The sequence below is a fragment of the Ruminococcus sp. genome, assembly GCF_017549005.1.
Lineage (GTDB): Bacteria > Bacillota > Clostridia > Oscillospirales > Ruminococcaceae > Ruminococcus.
The window spans coordinates 14,218-31,088 of the sequence record NZ_JAFYYT010000007.1 but is presented as its reverse complement, the minus strand read 5'-3'; the positions used below and the strand labels follow the sequence as shown (position 1 = coordinate 31,088).

Genomic DNA, 16,871 nt, shown 5'->3' with positions numbered 1-16,871 from the left:
GAAGGAGTAAATTATGATTAAGCTTATTACAGGAAAAAAAGGTACAGGTAAAACCAAGATACTCATCGACCAGATCAATGACGCTGTAAAGTCAACAAACGGTAATCTTGTATGTATCGAAAAAGGCGACAATATCAGACGTTCTATCAGCTTCAGAGTAAGATGGTGTGATACAGAGAGCTTTGCTATCGAGGGCGTTGACGCTTTCTATGGCTTTGTAGCCGGTATGCTCGCAGGAAACTACGATATCAAGGACGTTTTCGTTGACGGTATCCTTAAGATAGTCGGCCGCGATTATGATGCACTCGGCGGTCTCTTTGAGAAGCTGGACAAGCTCACAGGCGAGGAAGCTACAATAGTATTTACAGTTTCGGCTGACGTTTCTGAGCTTCCCGAGAGCGTTAAGCAGTTTATAAAGTAATTTTTCTGCTGAAAAATAAAATTTTACATTGAGCTATTGACAGATTATAGCGTTTGGTGTATAATATATTTTATAGTGCTCTGAAGGATTAAAATATGAAGATCAATTTAAAGCAGATATTCAGTATAGTCGGTGAGAAAAAAGAGTTTTCCTATGAGATCCCTGCGGAGGAGTTCAGCGAAATAAAGGGATATACCTTTGATTCGCCTGTGAATATAAGCGGCAGACTGCATAACAGGGCAGGAGTCGTTTATCTTGATTACTCTGTTGTTTTCAGGCTCCTTCTTACCTGTGACAGATGTCTGAAGGAGTTTACAAGGGATTATGACCTTTCTTTCGACCATATTGTTGTTCCTTATGTCAGCAATGAAGATAACGATGATTATATCGTTGCAGACGGTGAGAGCATTGATTTGAATGAAATTGCGCTGACTGATATGCTTCTCAGCCTGCCAACGAAGATACTCTGCAAGGATGACTGCAAAGGTCTTTGTGTGGTATGCGGCTGTGATCTAAATGAAAAACAGTGCGATCATCTAAATTAATCTGAGCTGTGAAGCTCTGTAAGGAGGTGCCAGAATGGCTGTACCGAAGAGAAAAACTTCCAAGGCAAGACGCGACAAGAGACGTTCTGCAGTATGGAAGCTTGAAGCACCCGCAATGTCAAAGTGCGACAACTGCGGCGCATATAAGGCTCCGCATAAGGTTTGCAAAAACTGCGGATTCTATAAGGGCGTTGAGGTCCTTAAGATCGACGCTGAATAATCGGCTTGATCCGATAAAAGAGAAGGAGAGGAGGAATGGACCTTCTCTCCTTTTTAAGTTTTGTGGAGAAGATATATGGTTAAGATCAACGGCATTATGCATGGCTCTCCTGCTGAGAGATCAGGAGTGAAAAGCGGCGACACTCTCGTCAAAATAAACGGTCATGACATAAAGGATGTCCTTGACTATATGTATTATGCTGCCGATACGGATATTTCTCTTGAGCTTGAGCGTGGGGGCGATACTCTTACTATCGAGCTCTGGAAAGATGAATATGACGATCTTGGTCTCGAATTTGAGACTTTTCTCATGGATAAAAAGCAGTCGTGCAGCAATAAATGTGTTTTCTGCTTTATAGATCAGATGCCTCCGGGTATGAGAGAGACCCTGTATTTTAAGGACGACGACGCGAGATTGTCCTTTTTACAGGGAAATTATGTTACTCTTACCAACATGAAACAGGAGGATATCGACAGGATCATCGAGATGAAGCTGAATATCAATGTTTCCGTGCATACCACCAATCCCGAGCTCAGAGTCAAGATGATGCATAATCGTTTTGCCGGAGAAAAGCTTAAATTTATCCGACAGCTTGCAGAAAACGGTATAAAGCTCAATTGTCAGATAGTATGCTGTCCCGGGCTCAATGACGGTGACGAGCTGAGAAGGTCTCTCAGGGATCTTGGCGAGCTGATGCCTAATATCACAAGTATGGCTGTCGTTCCCGTTGGAGTTACAAAATTCCGTCAGGGGCTTTATCCTCTTGTACCGTTTGATAAGGAAGGCGCAGGGGAAACTATCGATATAATCGAAGAATTTCAGCAGATATTCCTCGAAAAATTCGGTACGCGAACTGTATTCCCGTCAGATGAGTTCTATCTTATTGCGGAAAGGGAGCTCCCGTCTATGGAAGTGTATGAGGACTTCTCACAGTATGAAAACGGCGTGGGAATGCTTCGTTCACTTATCGACGAGTTTGAAAAGGCTCTCGATATCGCTGAATGGGAGGGCGGAGAACGTCTTGTTTCTATCGCTACGGGCTATTCTGCCCACGGTACGATAAGTATGCTTGCAAAAATGGCGGAGGAGAGATTCCCGCTGCTGAAATGCAACGTTTATCGTATCAGAAACGACTTTTTCGGCGAAACTATCACTGTTACAGGGCTTATAACAGCTCAGGATCTCATTGCTCAGCTAAGCGGGAAAGTGCTTGGGGACAATCTTCTTCTGTCTCAGGCTATGATAAGGCGTGATTCTGATGTCTTTCTTGACGATCTTACTATAGATGACGTAGAGAAAGCACTCGGTACAGAGATACGAACAACGCCAAGCGACGGCTATGAGCTGCTGGACGCTATAATGGGAATAAGCTATTAGGGGGGGAATATGGAAAAAGACAGCAGGTTCAGAGTCATAAACCGGGATATGATAAAATATATCATTATATTTTTCATGTTCTGGGGTCATCTTTTTGCATGGCTAAGTGTCGGCGATACTCCGCCTGACGGACTGTTTGCGGACTGCCCCTTATGGCAGAGGATATTCATCGAGCTCAGTTTACTGACGCCGCCTGTTATGTTTTTCTTCATAGCCGACGGGTATAAGTATACCCGTTCAGTTAAGAAATACGCGCAGAGGCTATTTATATTCGCCTGTGTAACGCAGGTGCCGTTCACTATGCTGTGGGGGCCAATAAATGGCTGGTGGGGCGCGAATATCATGTTCACCCTGTTTTTTTCGCTTCTTACTCTGTGTGCATGGGAGAGCCGTTTCAAACTGTGGCAGCGTATCGCCCTTATTGTGCTGATATGCGGAGCAACGGCGGCGCTTGTTTCCGAATGGTTGATTTTCGGACCTCTGACAGTACTTGGGCTTCATATTTTCCGCGAAAAGCCAAAGGCAAGGCTGATATGGTATGCTTCTGTATGGACGGTATATCTTCTTACGACGAATATTCCGCTGTATATGGACGGATTCTCGCTTATCAAGCTTGAAACGACAGTTGTGCATATTTTTGATTTTGCAGCGGCTTATGTGCTGATGACTGTCTTTTACAACGGCAAAAAAGGCAGATTCCCGAAGTTTTCAAAGTGGTTTTTCTATATATTCTATCCTGCCCATTTATGGCTGGCAGTGATACTCAGATTTTTAATGAAGTAAAGAGAGAAAGGAGTGCAAAGCAATGTCATTACCGATAGTTGCTGTTATAGGACGTCCGAATGTTGGCAAATCAACGCTTTTCAACAAGCTCATCGGACAGCGTCTTTCAATAGTTGAAGACACTCCGGGCGTTACAAGAGACCGTATCTATTCAAAATGCGAGTGGCGCGGCAAGGAGTTCATGGTAGTAGATACAGGCGGTATCGAGCCTGACAGTAACGACGTTATTCTCGCACAAATGCGAAGGCAGTCCGAGCTTGCCATTGAAAAAGCCGACGTTATCGTATTTGTTACAGATATACGCTGCGGAGTAACAGCTGACGATTATGCAGTTGCGCAGATGCTTCTGAAAAGCGGTAAACCCGTTGTTCTTGCAGTAAATAAGGTGGATAATCTCGGAGACCCACCGTTGGAGCTTTATGAATTCTATAATCTCGGACTCGGTGACCCGTATCCGATATCTTCTGTACACGGTCACGGAACTGGAGATATGCTGGATAAGGTCTATGAAAGTCTGCCTGACAGCAAAGAGACCGAATATGACGAGGACCATATAAAGGTCGCTGTAATAGGCAAGCCTAATGCGGGAAAATCCTCTCTTATCAATAAAATTGCAGGCGAAGAGCGGGTTATAGTTTCTGATATTGCAGGAACAACCCGTGATTCAACGGATACCGTTATCGAGAACGAATATGGAAAATTCGTGTTTATCGATACTGCCGGAATACGCAAAAAGTCTAAAGTTACCGAGAAAGTTGAGCATTTCAGTGTTCTCAGAGCTTATATGGCTGTTGACCGTGCAGATGTGTGCGTTATAATGCTTGACGCTTCCGAGGGCTTCACCGAGCAGGATTCCAAGGTTGCAGGCTATGCACACGAACAGGGAAAGGCTTGTGTCGTTGCTGTAAACAAGTGGGATCTTGTGGAAAAGGACGACAAGACAATGCAGGAATTCCGTACAAAGCTTGAAAATGATTTCAGCTTTATGTCATATGTTCCTTTTGTATTTATTTCTGCAAAGACAGGACAGCGTATCAACAAGCTCTATGAGCTTATCAAGTATGTCTATGAGCAGAACAGTATGAGGATCTCGACAGGTATGCTTAATGACGTCCTTGCATATGCGACAACAAGAGTACAGCCTCCGTCGGATAAGGGAAGAAGACTGAAGATATACTATATGACTCAGCCCTCTACCAAACCACCCACATTTGTTACATTTGTAAACAGAGCAGATTTGTTTCATTTTTCCTACAGAAGATACATTGAAAATCAAATACGCTCTACATTCGGACTTGAGGGAACTCCTGTCCGCTTCATAGTCCGTGAAAGAGGAGGGAATGATAAATAATGAAGGTGTTTTTAGCAATACTTATCAGTGCAGGTCTAGGTTATTTTCTTGGAAGTCTCAATTTCTCCATAATCGTCGTCAGAATGATGACAGGCAGAGATATCCGTGATATGGGCAGCAAGAATGCAGGTCTTACAAATACTTTGAGATGTGCAGGAAAGAACTGCGCTCTGCTCACGCTTGTAGGCGATCTTTTAAAGGGCATTATAGCAGTTGCTCTTGCAAGGCTTTTCTGTCACCTTTTGCAGGCAGGCTTGATGCCCGGAAATGATACTCATTATATCGGATATATCGCAGGTTTTTTTGCGATAATCGGCCATGTTTTTCCGATATATTACGGATTTAAGGGCGGAAAGGGCGTTCTTGTGGGAGCTGCTTCGTTTATAGCAGTCGATTACAAGGTATTTATAGCCCTTTTAGCGATTTTTGTTGTAATGCTTGCACTTTCAAGGTATGTTTCACTTGCGTCCATTATCTCTACGGCGTACTGTCCGCTCGCAACATTGCTCATGTCTCTTATAGTTGACGAATATTCGGCAGGCCGGAGCTTTTTGTATATGATTCTCTCGATACCCATGGCGGCAATGGTCATCTGGATGCATCGCTCAAATATGCAGAGACTTATCGACGGAAATGAGAATAAATTTTCATTTAACCGCATAGAAATAAGCAGAGACTGAGATATTGAGAGGAGTTGATCGGTATGGCAAATATAGTTATACTTGGTTCGGGCGGCTTTGGTCTCAGCCTGGCAATAATGGCTGAACACTGCGGCAAGCATAAGGTAACAGTGTGGTCAAAGTTTCAGTCTGAGATAGACGATATCCGTTCACATGGCGAACACGTTCAGAAGCTCCCCGGAGTGCCTGTATCCGAGAGTATTGCAATGACAAGCGACATTTCATGCGTAAAGGGCTGCGATATGCTGTTCTTCGGCATTCCTTCGTCATTCGTAAGGGACGTAGCAAAGGCTGCGGCGCCGTATATTGACGATAAAATGGTCGTTGTAAATACAGGAAAGGGTCTTGAAGAGGGAAGTCTTAAAACTCTCAGCGAGGTCATCTGCGAAGAGATAAAGACCGACAAGATGGTAGTGCTTTCAGGTCCTTCCCATGCAGAAGAGGTAGCAAGATGTGTCCCGACTACCATAGTTGCAGCTTCTCATAATCATGAGGCTGCCGAGTATGTTCAGCGTGAGTTCGGCAACGAGTACCTCAGGATCTATCTTAACGACGACGTTAAGGGCTGTGAGATAGGCGGAGCATTGAAGAATATAATCGCGCTTTGCGTTGGAATATGCGACGGACTCGGCTACGGTGACAATACAAAGGCTGCACTGATGACGAGGGGAATACACGAGATAGCTCGTCTTGGAAAAGCCTGCGGAGCCGATACGGCTACTTTCAGCGGCCTTACGGGAATCGGAGACCTTATCGTTACCTGTACAAGTATGCACAGCCGAAACAGACGTGCCGGCATTCTCATAGGACAGGGAATATCCCCTGAGGAGGCTGTTGAGCGCGTAGGAACCGTAGAAGGCTATTTCTGCTGTAAGGCGGCTTATTCGCTTGCTAAGAAAATGGGCGTTTCAATGCCTATAACCGAACAGCTCAACGAAGTGCTTTTCAACGGCGGTGACGTTAGACTTGCTCTCGGTGCGCTTATGAACCGTCCGCTTAACTCGGAAGAAATATAATAACATACACTAATCAAGAGGTGAACTCAATTGATCAATATCTGCGATTACAGAGGACATATACGCAACTGGCGCGGTCTTTGCACCGAACTTGGCATCAATAAAGAGCTTTCAAGGGAAAACAGGGAAAGAGAGATAATCATCAGGGCATATGAAAAATGGGGAAGAGAAATGGCAGACCATTTTTACGGAATGTTTGCCTTTGCTCTTTTTGATACCGATGAGAATAAGTATTTCTGCCTCAGAGACCATTTCGGTACAAAGCCCTTCTATTATTACATAACAAAGGACAATAAGCTTCTCTGCGGAACAAATATCAGCAAAATTATGGGAGAAGAGGGCTTTGTCAAGGAGCTTAACGTTGATATGCTCCAGATATATATGACTCTCACCTATGTTGCGGGAGAGGATACTTTCTTCAAGGGCGTCAAAAAGCTCATGCCCGGTCACTGGCTTGAGTTTAAGGACGGCGTCCTTACAATTGAGCGCTACTGGACGCCTACATTCAAGCCTGACGAATCAAAGTCGCTTGATGAATGGGCAGACGAGATCCATGAGACATTAAAGGGCGTTTTCCCTGAAGTCAAGGACGAGGACGAAATTGCTGAATCTTTCCTGTCAGGCGGAGTCGATTCCTCTTACGTTCTGGCAATGTCCGACGCAAAAAGAGCGGATTCCTGCGGTTATGACGAGGAAAGGTTCGATGAATCCCGTGTTGCCGCCAAGACAGCGGAACTTCTTAACGTTGAGCATAGTGTCGCGAATATTCAGCCAAAGGATTTCTTTGATATTGTTCCTTTTGTAATGTACAATATGGAGCAGCCACTCGGCGACGCTTCAGCGATCGTATTTACACTTGGCTGCAAGGCTACTGCCGAGCATACCAAGCTCTGCTATTCGGGCGAGGGTGCTGATGAGTTTTTCGGCGGATACAATATGTACCGCAACGCCGGGCGATACGGCGAAAACCTCAAAACTTTCTATGTCGGCAATACAAACATAATGAAAGAGGACGAAAAGCAGCGTATACTCAAGCATTATGACCCGAATGTGCTCCCGATAGATCTTGTCAAATATATCTATGATGAGACAGAGGGGCTTGATCCGCTGACAAAGATGTCAGATGTTGATATCCAGATATGGCTTGAGGGCGATATCTACCTCAATGTTGATAAAATGAGCACAGCCTGCGGACTTGAGATAAGAATGCCGCTTACCGACCGCAGGATATTCGATATAGCTTCTCGTATGCCGTCAAAATACAAGGTAAACGACGAAACCAACAAGGTCGCTTTCAGAACGGCAGCTGCAAAGGTGCTTCCCGAGGAGATCGCGTTCAGAAAGAAGCTCGGATTCATCGTTCCTATCAGGATATGGCTTGCAGACGAGCGATATAATGCAGATGTACGTGCTAAATTTAAGAGCGATATGGCGGCGCAGTTCTTTGATTTAAACGAGATTAATGCCATATATGACGAATATGTTGGCGGAAACTCCGACAACTGGCGCAAAGTATGGACTATATACACATTCCTTGTATGGTACGAGGAATATTTCGTAAAAAGATAAAATGACAAAACAGCACCCTTGACAGTGTATCGAGGGTGCTGTGATATTTAAGAGGAAAAAATATGAATGCAAGAGAATACCTTGAAATTTTACACGTTGCAGAGCGATTGAAGGATACTCCGAGACATTGTACGACCTCAAAAAGAAGGGTTGAAAGCGTAGCGGAGCACAGCTGGCGGGTATCGCTTATGGCTTTTCTTCTGAAAAACGAGTTTCCTGATACCGATATGGATAAAGTAGTAAATATGTGCCTTATCCACGATCTGGGTGAGTGCTTTACAGGTGATATACCGACATTTGACAAGACCGACACGGACAGGGACAACGAGGATATGCTGCTTCAGAAGTGGGTAGATACTATGCCGGCTGAGGTCTCGGGGGAGTTTTCAGCTCTGTTTGAGGAGATGAACAGGAAGGAAACAAAAGAAGCTAAGCTTTTTAATGCTCTTGACAAGCTTGAAGCCCTGATACAGCATAATGAGTCGCCTGTTGACACGTGGACAGAAAACGAAAAGGAGCTGAATAAGACTTACGCCTTTGATAAGGTAGGCTTTTCGGAGTGGCTTACCGGTCTTAGAAACGAGATACTTGATGATACACTGAAAAAGCTGGAAAACAATGACAGTAAATAAAGTAAAAACAGTCATGAGTCTTGGCGCCCATGACTGTTCTGCATTATTTAAGTATTAATTTTGAATTAGCTTTTGAAGTGAATTTCTCGCCGTAAACAATGAAGCGTTTGTGAGTTCCTTCACCGATATCTCCGGCTTCGTCATATGCCTTTACGGAGAAAATGAGCTCTCTGCCATTTATTTCTGTAAGTTCCGCTTCTGCACATACCTTCATATGGTTGGGAGTTGCGGAAATATGTTTTACGTTTATTTCAGTACCTACGGACGTTTCATCGTTTTCAAGGTATTCAGATATGCAGCTGCAGGCAGCTTTTTCCATAAGCATTATCATATCGGGAGTGGCAAATACTTCCAGGCTTCCGCTTCCGACATTTACAGCAAGATTTTCGTTGCCTACTGTAAGCTCGGACGTACCTGTTATGCCGGTTTTGAGTTCTTTCATATTATCTGCTCCTTAATTCTGAGTCGTAAGTTCATCATCGGGTATCGGTGAGGGCGAGTACTCGTCCATAACAACTCTGTCGATTGTAAGGATATCGAGCTCATCATCACGTGGTGTTGAACTGTCATATTCGTCTGAATAAACAGGTTCTTTTTCCATAAAGCCGTTCATTTTCTCAATAAATGCGTCTCTTGGAGCGTCAATGATATTGAATATCACATAAGGGATATAGAAGAACGAGATCTCATGGTCGGGAACATATGAAAAATCGGCGTTGTAGTTGCTCCAGAAGAAGTATTTCTGCTGGTAAAGAGCCTTGCAGTTCTCACCGTTGAGACCAAGCTGATTGTAAACACTGGTCTCTCCGCGAAGTGACGGGAAATGGTCTCCGACAAAGAAAACAAGTACAGGTTCGTCGATAGTTTTCAGTTCATTGAGGAAGGCTTCAAGTCCGTCGTAGGAGTGGCTGATCCAGGTCAGGTAATTTGTGAATTCGTCGTCCGGGTCTTCACCCTGATCGTAGGGCTGATGGTTCTGCATGGTAGTGGTGTGGAGGTAGATAGGCTGGTCAGATGTCTTTATTTCCTTGATTATCTGGTCGAAAACGCACGAATCGTCCACATAAGTTCCGAAATGCTTTACAGGAACTGTAAAATCTGTGGTATTTTCATAATCATCGTGATATATCATCTTTCGGAAACCAAAATGGCCGTATATCCTTGATCTGCTGTAGAAATTGTTCTGGAACGGGTGGACATAGATAGTGTTGTATCCCCAGCTCTTATAATACTGAGCAAGTGCAGGCTGCTCGCGGTCTGCAAGCTCACGCTGCGGCATATTCGGAGTATTTATACCTCTTACAGGCAGACCGAATAAAAGCTCAAACTCGGAACGGACCGTCCAGCTTGCATATGTAGGAGTTATAGCTATTCCGCCTTTTCCCTCGGCAGCAGCTTTATCGAATTTCTTATAGTACTTCTTGTCTATCTTTAACTCGTCAAATACTCGGAAGTCGGCATTTGATTCGCTCATTATAACAATAACGTTAGGCTTATTGCCGCCGTTGAAGTCTTCCTGATCGTCAACGGAAACATTCATTATTTCGTCGATGTAGGCTTCACTGTAATCCTTTGGAACAACAAGTCTGTTTGAATAGCTTTCCGACGCCGTTTGCAGTATGAACGCAAGGAAACGGTTGTGCTCGAATTTTTCGTTCAGGATGAACGAATTTGTTGCCGTTTTTGTGTCGATAGCAAATACTTTGTAAACAGGCTTGTAAAAAGAGGGGAGCACTATGAGCGCGGCAACCGATATAGCAGCCGCGCAGGCGAAAGCTGCTCGTTTCATAGGTGTAGCATTGATCTTAGGATTGAAATAAACGGAAAGCAATATGAAAGCGATAACAATCAGGTAATAGATGATAAGTCTCGGCGTAATTTTGATATACGCGAATGAAGTGAGGCTTTTTACGCTTCGGAGCAGCTTCATATCCGATAATATGAGGTGGTTTCCGTTGGTCCCGTATTTGAAGAGCTCAGTAGTGCTGAGCGCCATGTATATGAAGCTGTGTATCAGTATAGCGACCCAGCCCTTTTTGACTAATGAAATGATAAATGTAAATAAAACAGCTGTTAAAAGAATATCAAAAACTATTACAGTCGGCCTTTCTGCCGCAAATCTGAAGAAAGACGAGACATATTTCCCCTGATTTATCTCAGCCATGAAGCATATGAAGATCGGGAAAACAAAGAGAAGAAATGCGTTGAATTTTGAATACTTGGTGGAATTTGCAGCTCTTTTCTCATTAAACTTCCTGAGTTTATTAAAATGCACCTTTTTCTCCGGTGCGGCTGCTTTGAGAGCTTCTGTTTTTGAATTGACGTCCGGCATAACAGCTTTATCAGCTTTTACAGCAGACGTTTCAGCGCTGATTGCTGACCTTTTTTTCATCAATGATCATCCTTCGCTAAATGGATTATTATAAGTATTTATATTATCAATTACATTATAAATATATCATAATAAAGCTTAAAATTCAAGCTGTGGGGGAAAATATCATCGTTTGTTCATGAAATTCAGCGGTTTAGTAATAGTATACTGTTATAAGTGAGTAAATTTGTGCATTTTGCGGTTTTATGATTTCAGCCAGCCTTTCCTGGCAGCGTCGTCGATCATGCCTTTTATAAGTTCGGCGAGTTCGTCAGACTGCGGGAAATAATCTTTATTTCTGTTCATGACCTGTTCCTTGTATATGCCGTGTTCCTGCCAGGATATGCCGTTTTTGGTATAATTCAGCAGAAGAGGCTGCAATCTGTCAAGTACAGCCGCAAAACGTGCTTCGCAGGTCCTGCTGTCCTCAAATTCACGCCAAAGTTCGTAATATTCCTTATGCTGATCATCGGGCAGCAAGCCGAAAATACGCTGTGCAGCTGCTTCCTCACGGTCAGCCTTTGTTTCGTACCCTTTTTCATCATAGCAATAGGTATCGCCTGCGTCTATTTCGACAATATCATGGATAAGCACCATTTTCATGACTTTGAGCACATCAACAGGCTCGTTTGAGTACTCCGCGAGCATGAACGCCAATATTGCAAGGTGCCAGCTGTGTTCTGCGTTGTTTTCTTTTCTGTCCTCGTGAAGAACATAGGTCTGTCTGTAAAGATTTTTCATTTTATCGATCTCAAGGATGAATTCTACCTGTTTTTTGAGCCGTTCTTTCATGTTTTCATCTCCTTATATTACCATTCCGCCGTTTACTGCAAGTATCTGTCCTGTTATGTATTCTGCTCTGTCAGAAGCCATAAAAGCCACAGCTTCAGCCACGTGCATGGGAGTGCCGAAGATACCAAGCGGTATCTCCTCCCGTATCAATTCAAGTTCTTCCTCAGAGAATCGTTTGTTCATTTCCGTCATTATAAAGCCGGGTGCGATGCAGTTAACCCTGATTCCCGAGGGAGCGACTTCCTTTGCAAGAGCCTTTGTAAAGCCGATAAGCCCTGCTTTTGAAGCTGAATAATCGACCTCGCAGGAAGCTCCGCACTGTCCCCACATAGATGATATGTTGATGATATTTCCGCATTTTGCTCTTATCATTTCGGGGAGAACAGCTCTTGCACAGTTCATGGCGCCTCTGAGGTTGATATTAAGTATCCTGTCGGCTTTCTCAGGGGAAATAGAGGTAAAAAGGTCTATTTCAGATATTCCGGCATTGTTTACGAGCAAGTCCGGACGGCCAATCTCGTTTATAGCCGATCGGACAGCTTCATTATCTGATACATCGAAGCACAAAGCAGTTCCGCCTGTTTCTGCGGCAAGCTTTTCCGCCTTATCCTTAGAGTGAGCATAGTTTATGTATATGTAATATCCGTCATTGGCAAGCTTTTTGCAGATAGCTTCTCCAATTCCTCCGCAGCCGCCCGTAACAAGTGCTTTTTTCATGATTTACTCCTAAAAAACAGATTTATTATATATTATAACACATCAAAGGATAAAAATCCAGTATGATACTTGAAATTAATATGAATTCATGTTACAATAAAAATATATTTTTTATGGGAGTGTTAGTTTTGGATCAGAAAAAGATCGACCGTATCAACGAGCTTGCTCACAAGTCAAAAAACGAAGGACTTACAGAAGCTGAAAAAGCAGAGCAGACTGAGCTCAGAAACGAATACAGACGCGCAGTTACAGGCAATCTTGCAGCTCAGCTCGAGAATACATACATTATGACGCCCGACGGCAAAAAGCGCAAGGTCGGCAAGGGAAGGTGAGAGCGTGAGCAATGAGGAACTTTTTCAGGCTGCTGTTAAGGCGGCGGGAATGGCTTATTCAAAGTATTCGGGATTTTCTGTGGGAGCAGCTCTGCTTACTGTTAGCGGAAAGCTTTTCACAGGCTGTAACATAGAGAACGCTTCATATTCACTGACCAACTGTGCCGAAAGGACTGCCATATTTAAGGCGGTATCCGAGGGACATACTGAATTTGCTGCCATAGCCATTGCAGGCAGCATGACCGAGGACTACTCAAAGCCTTGTTGTCCATGCGGTGCCTGTTTGCAGGTCATGAGCGAATTCTGCGGAAATGATATGAAAATAGTGCTGTCCGACGGCGAATACAAGCTTTCTGACTTCCTGCCAAAGCGCTTTGACGAGGAAAGCATGAAATGATCGTCATAAACGAGGTAAAATCCGGAAAAACGGAATATATGGAGCTTCTTCTTATAGGCGATGAACAGGCTGAAATGATAGCCAAATACCTTGACAGAGGCAGATTATTCGTTATGAGAAATGATGGAATCATCTGTGCCGCCTGTGTTGTTACGGATGAGGGTAACGGAACTCTTGAACTAAAAAATATAGCTGTATATCCCGGATTTCGGCGAAAAGGTCTTGGAAAAAGGCTTATTTCGTATATTGAGAACAGATTCGGCGGCAGTTTCAGCCGTTTGATACTCGGAACAGGCGACAGTCCGCTTACTGTTCCGTTTTATGAGAAATGCGGTTTCAGAATATGCGGAGTTATCAGGAATTTTTTTATTGATAACTATGATCACCCCATAACAGAAGCGGGTGTTCAATTATGTGATATGATATGTTTTGAAAAGGAGCTTCCCGCAAATGGTAGAGCAGATAGCGAAGGTTTTGCCACTTAAAGGCGAAAATATAATTGCAGGAGTAATATACAAGAGACACTTTGAATGGTATGTTGCTCCGAAAAATCTGTGGAAAATGGATTATAACAAACTGTATAAGATATGGAAATTCGCATATTCAAAGAGCGGAAAAACAGTTTCACAGCTTGAGAGGGATATAGGCAGCTATGAGCAGTTCTGTGCTAAACGGTGGGGAATAGAGATACTCGACAGTAACACCGCGAGCTATTTCCTTGCGCATTTATTCAAGTGCAGATATTCTGCCGACGAGCTCAGGCTTCTTCGCATGGTCTCGCGTGACGATAAGAAAACAGATTATAACCCGTCGCTTTTTATTGATTTCGATAATAATATTATGTTTTCACAGTATCCGAGGCCTGAAAATTTCGAGAATTTTATCCCTGACGGCTGGACAGGCAGCTATGAGAATTTTACCGCTTTTATCCCCGAGGATAAAAGATACTGATATTATTCGGAGGATTTATGCTTAAAGATCTGATAGAGAAGCACCTTTTGGAGGTGCAGAAGCCCTCGCGTTACATTGGAGGAGAAGTCGGGAGCGTTATCAAGGACAAGTCAAAAATAGACGTAAGATTTGCTTTCTGTTTTCCAGATGCTTACGACATAGGTATGTCTCACCTTGGAATGAAGATACTCTATTCTCTCACCAACGAGCGTGAAAACTACTGGTGTGAACGCTGTTTTGCTCCAAGTGAGGACTTTGAGGCTATAATGCGTGAAAATGACATACCGCTGTACGCTCTTGAGAGCCTCGATCCTATAAAGAAATTTGATTTTATCGGTTTTACCATGCAGTATGAGCTTTCGTACACGAATGTGCTGAATATGCTTGATCTTGCCGGTATCCCCATATTTGCAAAGGACAGGACGAAGGAGCTGACACAGATAGTCATTGCAGGAGGTCCCTGCGTTTGCAATCCAGAGCCTTTGGCGGATTTTTTTGACATCTTTGTACTCGGCGAGGGTGAGGAGGTCAATCTCGAAATCATGGATCTTTACCATGAAATGAAGAAAAACGGGGCTTCAAGAGATGATTTCCTTCGCAAAGCTGCTCGGATAGAGGGAGTTTATGTTCCGAAATTCTATAGCTTTGCTTATAAAGCAGACGGCACCATAGATCACATGACGGTTTCCGACGGAGCTCCCGGGATAATCAGAAAGCGCATAATAAAAGACCTTGACAAGGTATACTACCCTGAAAACTTTGTTGTTCCTTTTACCGAGATCGTGCAGGACAGAGTTTCTGTGGAGGTGCTCAGAGGCTGCATAAGAGGCTGCCGTTTCTGTCAGGCGGGCTTTATTTACCGTCCTTTCCGTGAAAAACATACCGATACTATATGCAAAGAGGTTAAATGCCTGTGTGAAAATACGGGATACGATGAGGTCTCTCTTGCTTCGCTCAGTACCAGTGATCATTCTGAAATAGACCCGATGCTGACGAAGCTCCTTGATTATACTGTGAGCGAAAGGATCAATCTTTCACTTCCGTCCCTGAGAGTCGATAATTTCTCGGAATCGCTCCTTGAAAAGGTAAAAAAGGTGCGAAAGAGCGGTCTTACGTTTGCTGCCGAGGGCGGAACTCAGCGTTTGCGCGACGTTATAAACAAAAATGTCAGTGAAGAAGAGATAATGAATACCTGCCGGATCGCTTTTGAGGGCGGATATTCCAGCGTAAAGCTGTATTTCATGATGGGCTTGCCGACTGAGACCGACGAGGACATCGCAGGTATCGCTGACCTTGCAAACCGGATAATCGACCTGTTTTACAGTATAGAGAACCGTCCTAAGGGAAGGGGCGTGCAGATATCTATAAGCTGTGCTACTTTTGTACCCAAGCCGTTCACTCCGTTTCAGTTTGAGCCTCAGGATACCCGTGAAATGATCGAACACAAGCAGGAGCTGCTCCTTGAGTCGGTGAAGACCAAAAAGATAAAGGTCAGCTATCACAATCCTGATGTCAGTCAGCTTGAAGTAATACTCGCAAAGGGCGACAGAAGGCTGTGCAAGGCTATTTATACAGCATGGAAGAAAGGCTGTAAGTTCGACAGCTGGGAAGAATACTTCCACTTTGACAAATGGCTGGAAGCTTTTGAGGAATGCGGTATAGATACTTCATTTTACGCTAACCGCCGCTTTGAATACGACGAAATACTACCCTGGGATCATCTTGACTATCTTGTATCAAAGGAGTTCCTGATAAGAGAGAACAAGACCGCACATCAGTCAAAGACCACGCCAAACTGCCGCCTGAGGTGTTCAGGCTGCGGCGTAAATAAAAAAGTCGGGAGGGAATGCTTTTGATACGTGTAAGAGCAACATTTGAAAAATGCGGACGTGCAAAGTATATCTCGCACCTTGACCTTAACCGCTGTATGCTGAGAACTTTCAGGCGTTCGCGTCTGCCCATCTGGTATACGGAGGGCTTCAATCCCCACCCATATTACAGCTTTGCGCTGGCGCTTTCTTTAGGATTTGAGAGCAGCTGTGAGATACTGGATTTCAATCTTAACGAAGATATCCCTTTTGACGAGATAAGGGACAGACTCAATGCAGTTATGCCCGAGGGCATGAGAATAGTCAGGGTCGCTGAGCAAAAGCAGAAAATAACGGCTATAACCGAGGCTGAATACAGTTTTTCATTAGTATCCGATGATATTGCAGGCCTTTATGATGATATTGGCAGAATGCTGGAGCTTCCCGAGATACTTATCAAGAAAAAGACGAAAAAGGGCATGAAAATGGTGGATATCAAGCCGGATATGCAGATAAAAAGCTGCGAAAAAGGCGAAAACTCCATAGATATGAGCATGAGACTGCCTGCGGGTACTCAGACAAATCTCAACCCAACATTGTTTATTGAATCGTTAAAAAATTTCAGTAATATTTCCTTTGAAGCTGAAAAAATACGCCGTACAGGAATTTTTTGCGCCGATAATGAAATTTTTTCATAAAAACGCTTGCATTTTCTTTTAAAGTATGTTATGATATAAAAGCATTTGAAATCCGTTCGGATAATTATGTCCGGATGAGAGTTAATGCCGAAAGACATTAAATCGGATAGTCCGCTGCCTGCTGCTCATTTTTATGAGCCGTGTGTTATCACACCTATTGTTTATTATTCCTGCATTTGCCGAATGCTGAACGGCTTCTGTGGGACAGGTA

Annotated in this window: 20 protein-coding genes; 16 read left to right on the top strand and 4 right to left on the bottom strand. The window is 43.8% G+C overall.

Translation table 11 applies throughout. The features are described 5' to 3' along the window. Positions 1-13: 13 nt before the first annotated feature. The 10 genes from IKW96_RS02970 to IKW96_RS02925 all read left to right on the top strand — a co-directional run bounded on the left by IKW96_RS02970 (position 14) and on the right by IKW96_RS02925 (position 8,594). Positions 14-421, top strand: a complete 408-nt coding sequence (locus IKW96_RS02970; protein ID WP_296570102.1) for a hypothetical protein — start codon at positions 14-16, stop codon at positions 419-421. Between the two features lie 95 nt (positions 422-516). Beyond that, on the top strand, positions 517-966 hold the full coding sequence (locus IKW96_RS02965) for a DUF177 domain-containing protein (RefSeq protein WP_296570099.1): 450 nt from the start codon (positions 517-519) through the stop codon (positions 964-966). A 34-nt stretch (positions 967-1,000) separates the two neighbouring features. After that, positions 1,001-1,186: a 50S ribosomal protein L32 gene (gene rpmF, locus IKW96_RS02960; protein ID WP_019678749.1), complete on the top strand. Its 186-nt coding sequence runs from the start codon at positions 1,001-1,003 to the stop codon at positions 1,184-1,186. 75 nt (positions 1,187-1,261) lie between these two features. Then, the gene (locus IKW96_RS02955; protein WP_296570095.1) at positions 1,262-2,563 is read left to right on the top strand and encodes a DUF512 domain-containing protein; all 1,302 of its coding nucleotides are present in this window, start codon (positions 1,262-1,264) and stop codon (positions 2,561-2,563) included. 9 nt (positions 2,564-2,572) lie between these two features. After that, positions 2,573-3,346, top strand: coding sequence for a TraX family protein (locus tag IKW96_RS02950; protein ID WP_296570093.1), 774 nt, complete (start codon positions 2,573-2,575; stop codon positions 3,344-3,346). A 22-nt stretch (positions 3,347-3,368) separates the two neighbouring features. Then, on the top strand, positions 3,369-4,697 hold the full coding sequence (gene der / locus IKW96_RS02945; RefSeq protein WP_296570089.1) for a ribosome biogenesis GTPase Der: 1,329 nt from the start codon (positions 3,369-3,371) through the stop codon (positions 4,695-4,697). Beyond that, positions 4,697-5,377, top strand: coding sequence for a glycerol-3-phosphate 1-O-acyltransferase PlsY (gene plsY / locus IKW96_RS02940; RefSeq protein ID WP_296570087.1), 681 nt, complete (start codon positions 4,697-4,699; stop codon positions 5,375-5,377). The genes der and plsY overlap by 1 nt, the downstream gene beginning before the upstream one ends. Positions 5,378-5,400: 23 nt before the next feature. Further along, positions 5,401-6,393: an NAD(P)H-dependent glycerol-3-phosphate dehydrogenase gene (locus IKW96_RS02935; RefSeq protein ID WP_296570085.1), complete on the top strand. Its 993-nt coding sequence runs from the start codon at positions 5,401-5,403 to the stop codon at positions 6,391-6,393. 30 nt (positions 6,394-6,423) lie between these two features. Next, positions 6,424-7,962, top strand: a complete 1,539-nt coding sequence (locus tag IKW96_RS02930) for an asparagine synthase-related protein (RefSeq protein ID WP_296570083.1) — start codon at positions 6,424-6,426, stop codon at positions 7,960-7,962. Positions 7,963-8,024: 62 nt separating this feature from the next. Continuing rightward, positions 8,025-8,594, top strand: a complete 570-nt coding sequence (locus IKW96_RS02925; RefSeq protein ID WP_296570082.1) for an HD family hydrolase — start codon at positions 8,025-8,027, stop codon at positions 8,592-8,594. A gap of 43 nt (positions 8,595-8,637) precedes the next feature. Here the strand turns inward: IKW96_RS02925 and IKW96_RS02920 are convergent, their stop codons facing one another. From IKW96_RS02920 to fabG, 4 genes are all read right to left on the bottom strand, one after another. Continuing rightward, positions 8,638-9,036 carry a thioesterase family protein gene (locus tag IKW96_RS02920; RefSeq protein ID WP_296570081.1) on the bottom strand — a complete coding sequence of 133 codons (399 nt, stop codon included), beginning with the start codon at positions 9,034-9,036 and terminating at the stop codon, positions 8,638-8,640. Between the two features lie 12 nt (positions 9,037-9,048). Then, positions 9,049-10,986, bottom strand: coding sequence for an LTA synthase family protein (locus tag IKW96_RS02915; protein ID WP_296570080.1), 1,938 nt, complete (start codon positions 10,984-10,986; stop codon positions 9,049-9,051). 183 nt (positions 10,987-11,169) lie between these two features. Then, the gene (locus IKW96_RS02910) at positions 11,170-11,757 is read right to left on the bottom strand and encodes an HD family hydrolase (RefSeq protein ID WP_296570079.1); all 588 of its coding nucleotides are present in this window, start codon (positions 11,755-11,757) and stop codon (positions 11,170-11,172) included. A 12-nt stretch (positions 11,758-11,769) separates the two neighbouring features. Further along, positions 11,770-12,474: a 3-oxoacyl-ACP reductase FabG gene (fabG, locus tag IKW96_RS02905; protein ID WP_296570077.1), complete on the bottom strand. Its 705-nt coding sequence runs from the start codon at positions 12,472-12,474 to the stop codon at positions 11,770-11,772. A gap of 128 nt (positions 12,475-12,602) precedes the next feature. Between fabG and IKW96_RS02900 the strand changes: the two genes are divergently transcribed. From IKW96_RS02900 to IKW96_RS02875, 6 genes are read left to right on the top strand one after another with little or no spacing between them, the layout of a single operon-like run. Continuing rightward, positions 12,603-12,806 (top strand): DUF896 domain-containing protein, encoded by a 204-nt coding sequence (locus IKW96_RS02900; RefSeq protein ID WP_296570075.1) that lies wholly within the window; start codon positions 12,603-12,605, stop codon positions 12,804-12,806. A gap of 4 nt (positions 12,807-12,810) precedes the next feature. Continuing rightward, the gene (locus IKW96_RS02895) at positions 12,811-13,203 is read left to right on the top strand and encodes a cytidine deaminase (protein ID WP_296570073.1); all 393 of its coding nucleotides are present in this window, start codon (positions 12,811-12,813) and stop codon (positions 13,201-13,203) included. After that, a complete protein-coding gene (locus tag IKW96_RS02890; protein WP_296570072.1) occupies positions 13,200-13,688 on the top strand; it encodes a GNAT family N-acetyltransferase in 489 nt (162 codons plus the stop codon). The genes IKW96_RS02895 and IKW96_RS02890 overlap by 4 nt, the downstream gene beginning before the upstream one ends. Further along, positions 13,654-14,154 (top strand): hypothetical protein, encoded by a 501-nt coding sequence (locus IKW96_RS02885; RefSeq protein WP_296570070.1) that lies wholly within the window; start codon positions 13,654-13,656, stop codon positions 14,152-14,154. Before IKW96_RS02890 ends, IKW96_RS02885 begins: the two co-directional genes overlap by 35 nt. A 17-nt stretch (positions 14,155-14,171) precedes the next feature. Further along, positions 14,172-16,010: a TIGR03960 family B12-binding radical SAM protein gene (locus IKW96_RS02880; RefSeq protein WP_296570069.1), complete on the top strand. Its 1,839-nt coding sequence runs from the start codon at positions 14,172-14,174 to the stop codon at positions 16,008-16,010. Continuing rightward, positions 16,007-16,660 (top strand): TIGR03936 family radical SAM-associated protein, encoded by a 654-nt coding sequence (locus IKW96_RS02875; RefSeq protein ID WP_296570067.1) that lies wholly within the window; start codon positions 16,007-16,009, stop codon positions 16,658-16,660. Before IKW96_RS02880 ends, IKW96_RS02875 begins: the two co-directional genes overlap by 4 nt. Positions 16,661-16,871: the final 211 nt, after the last annotated feature.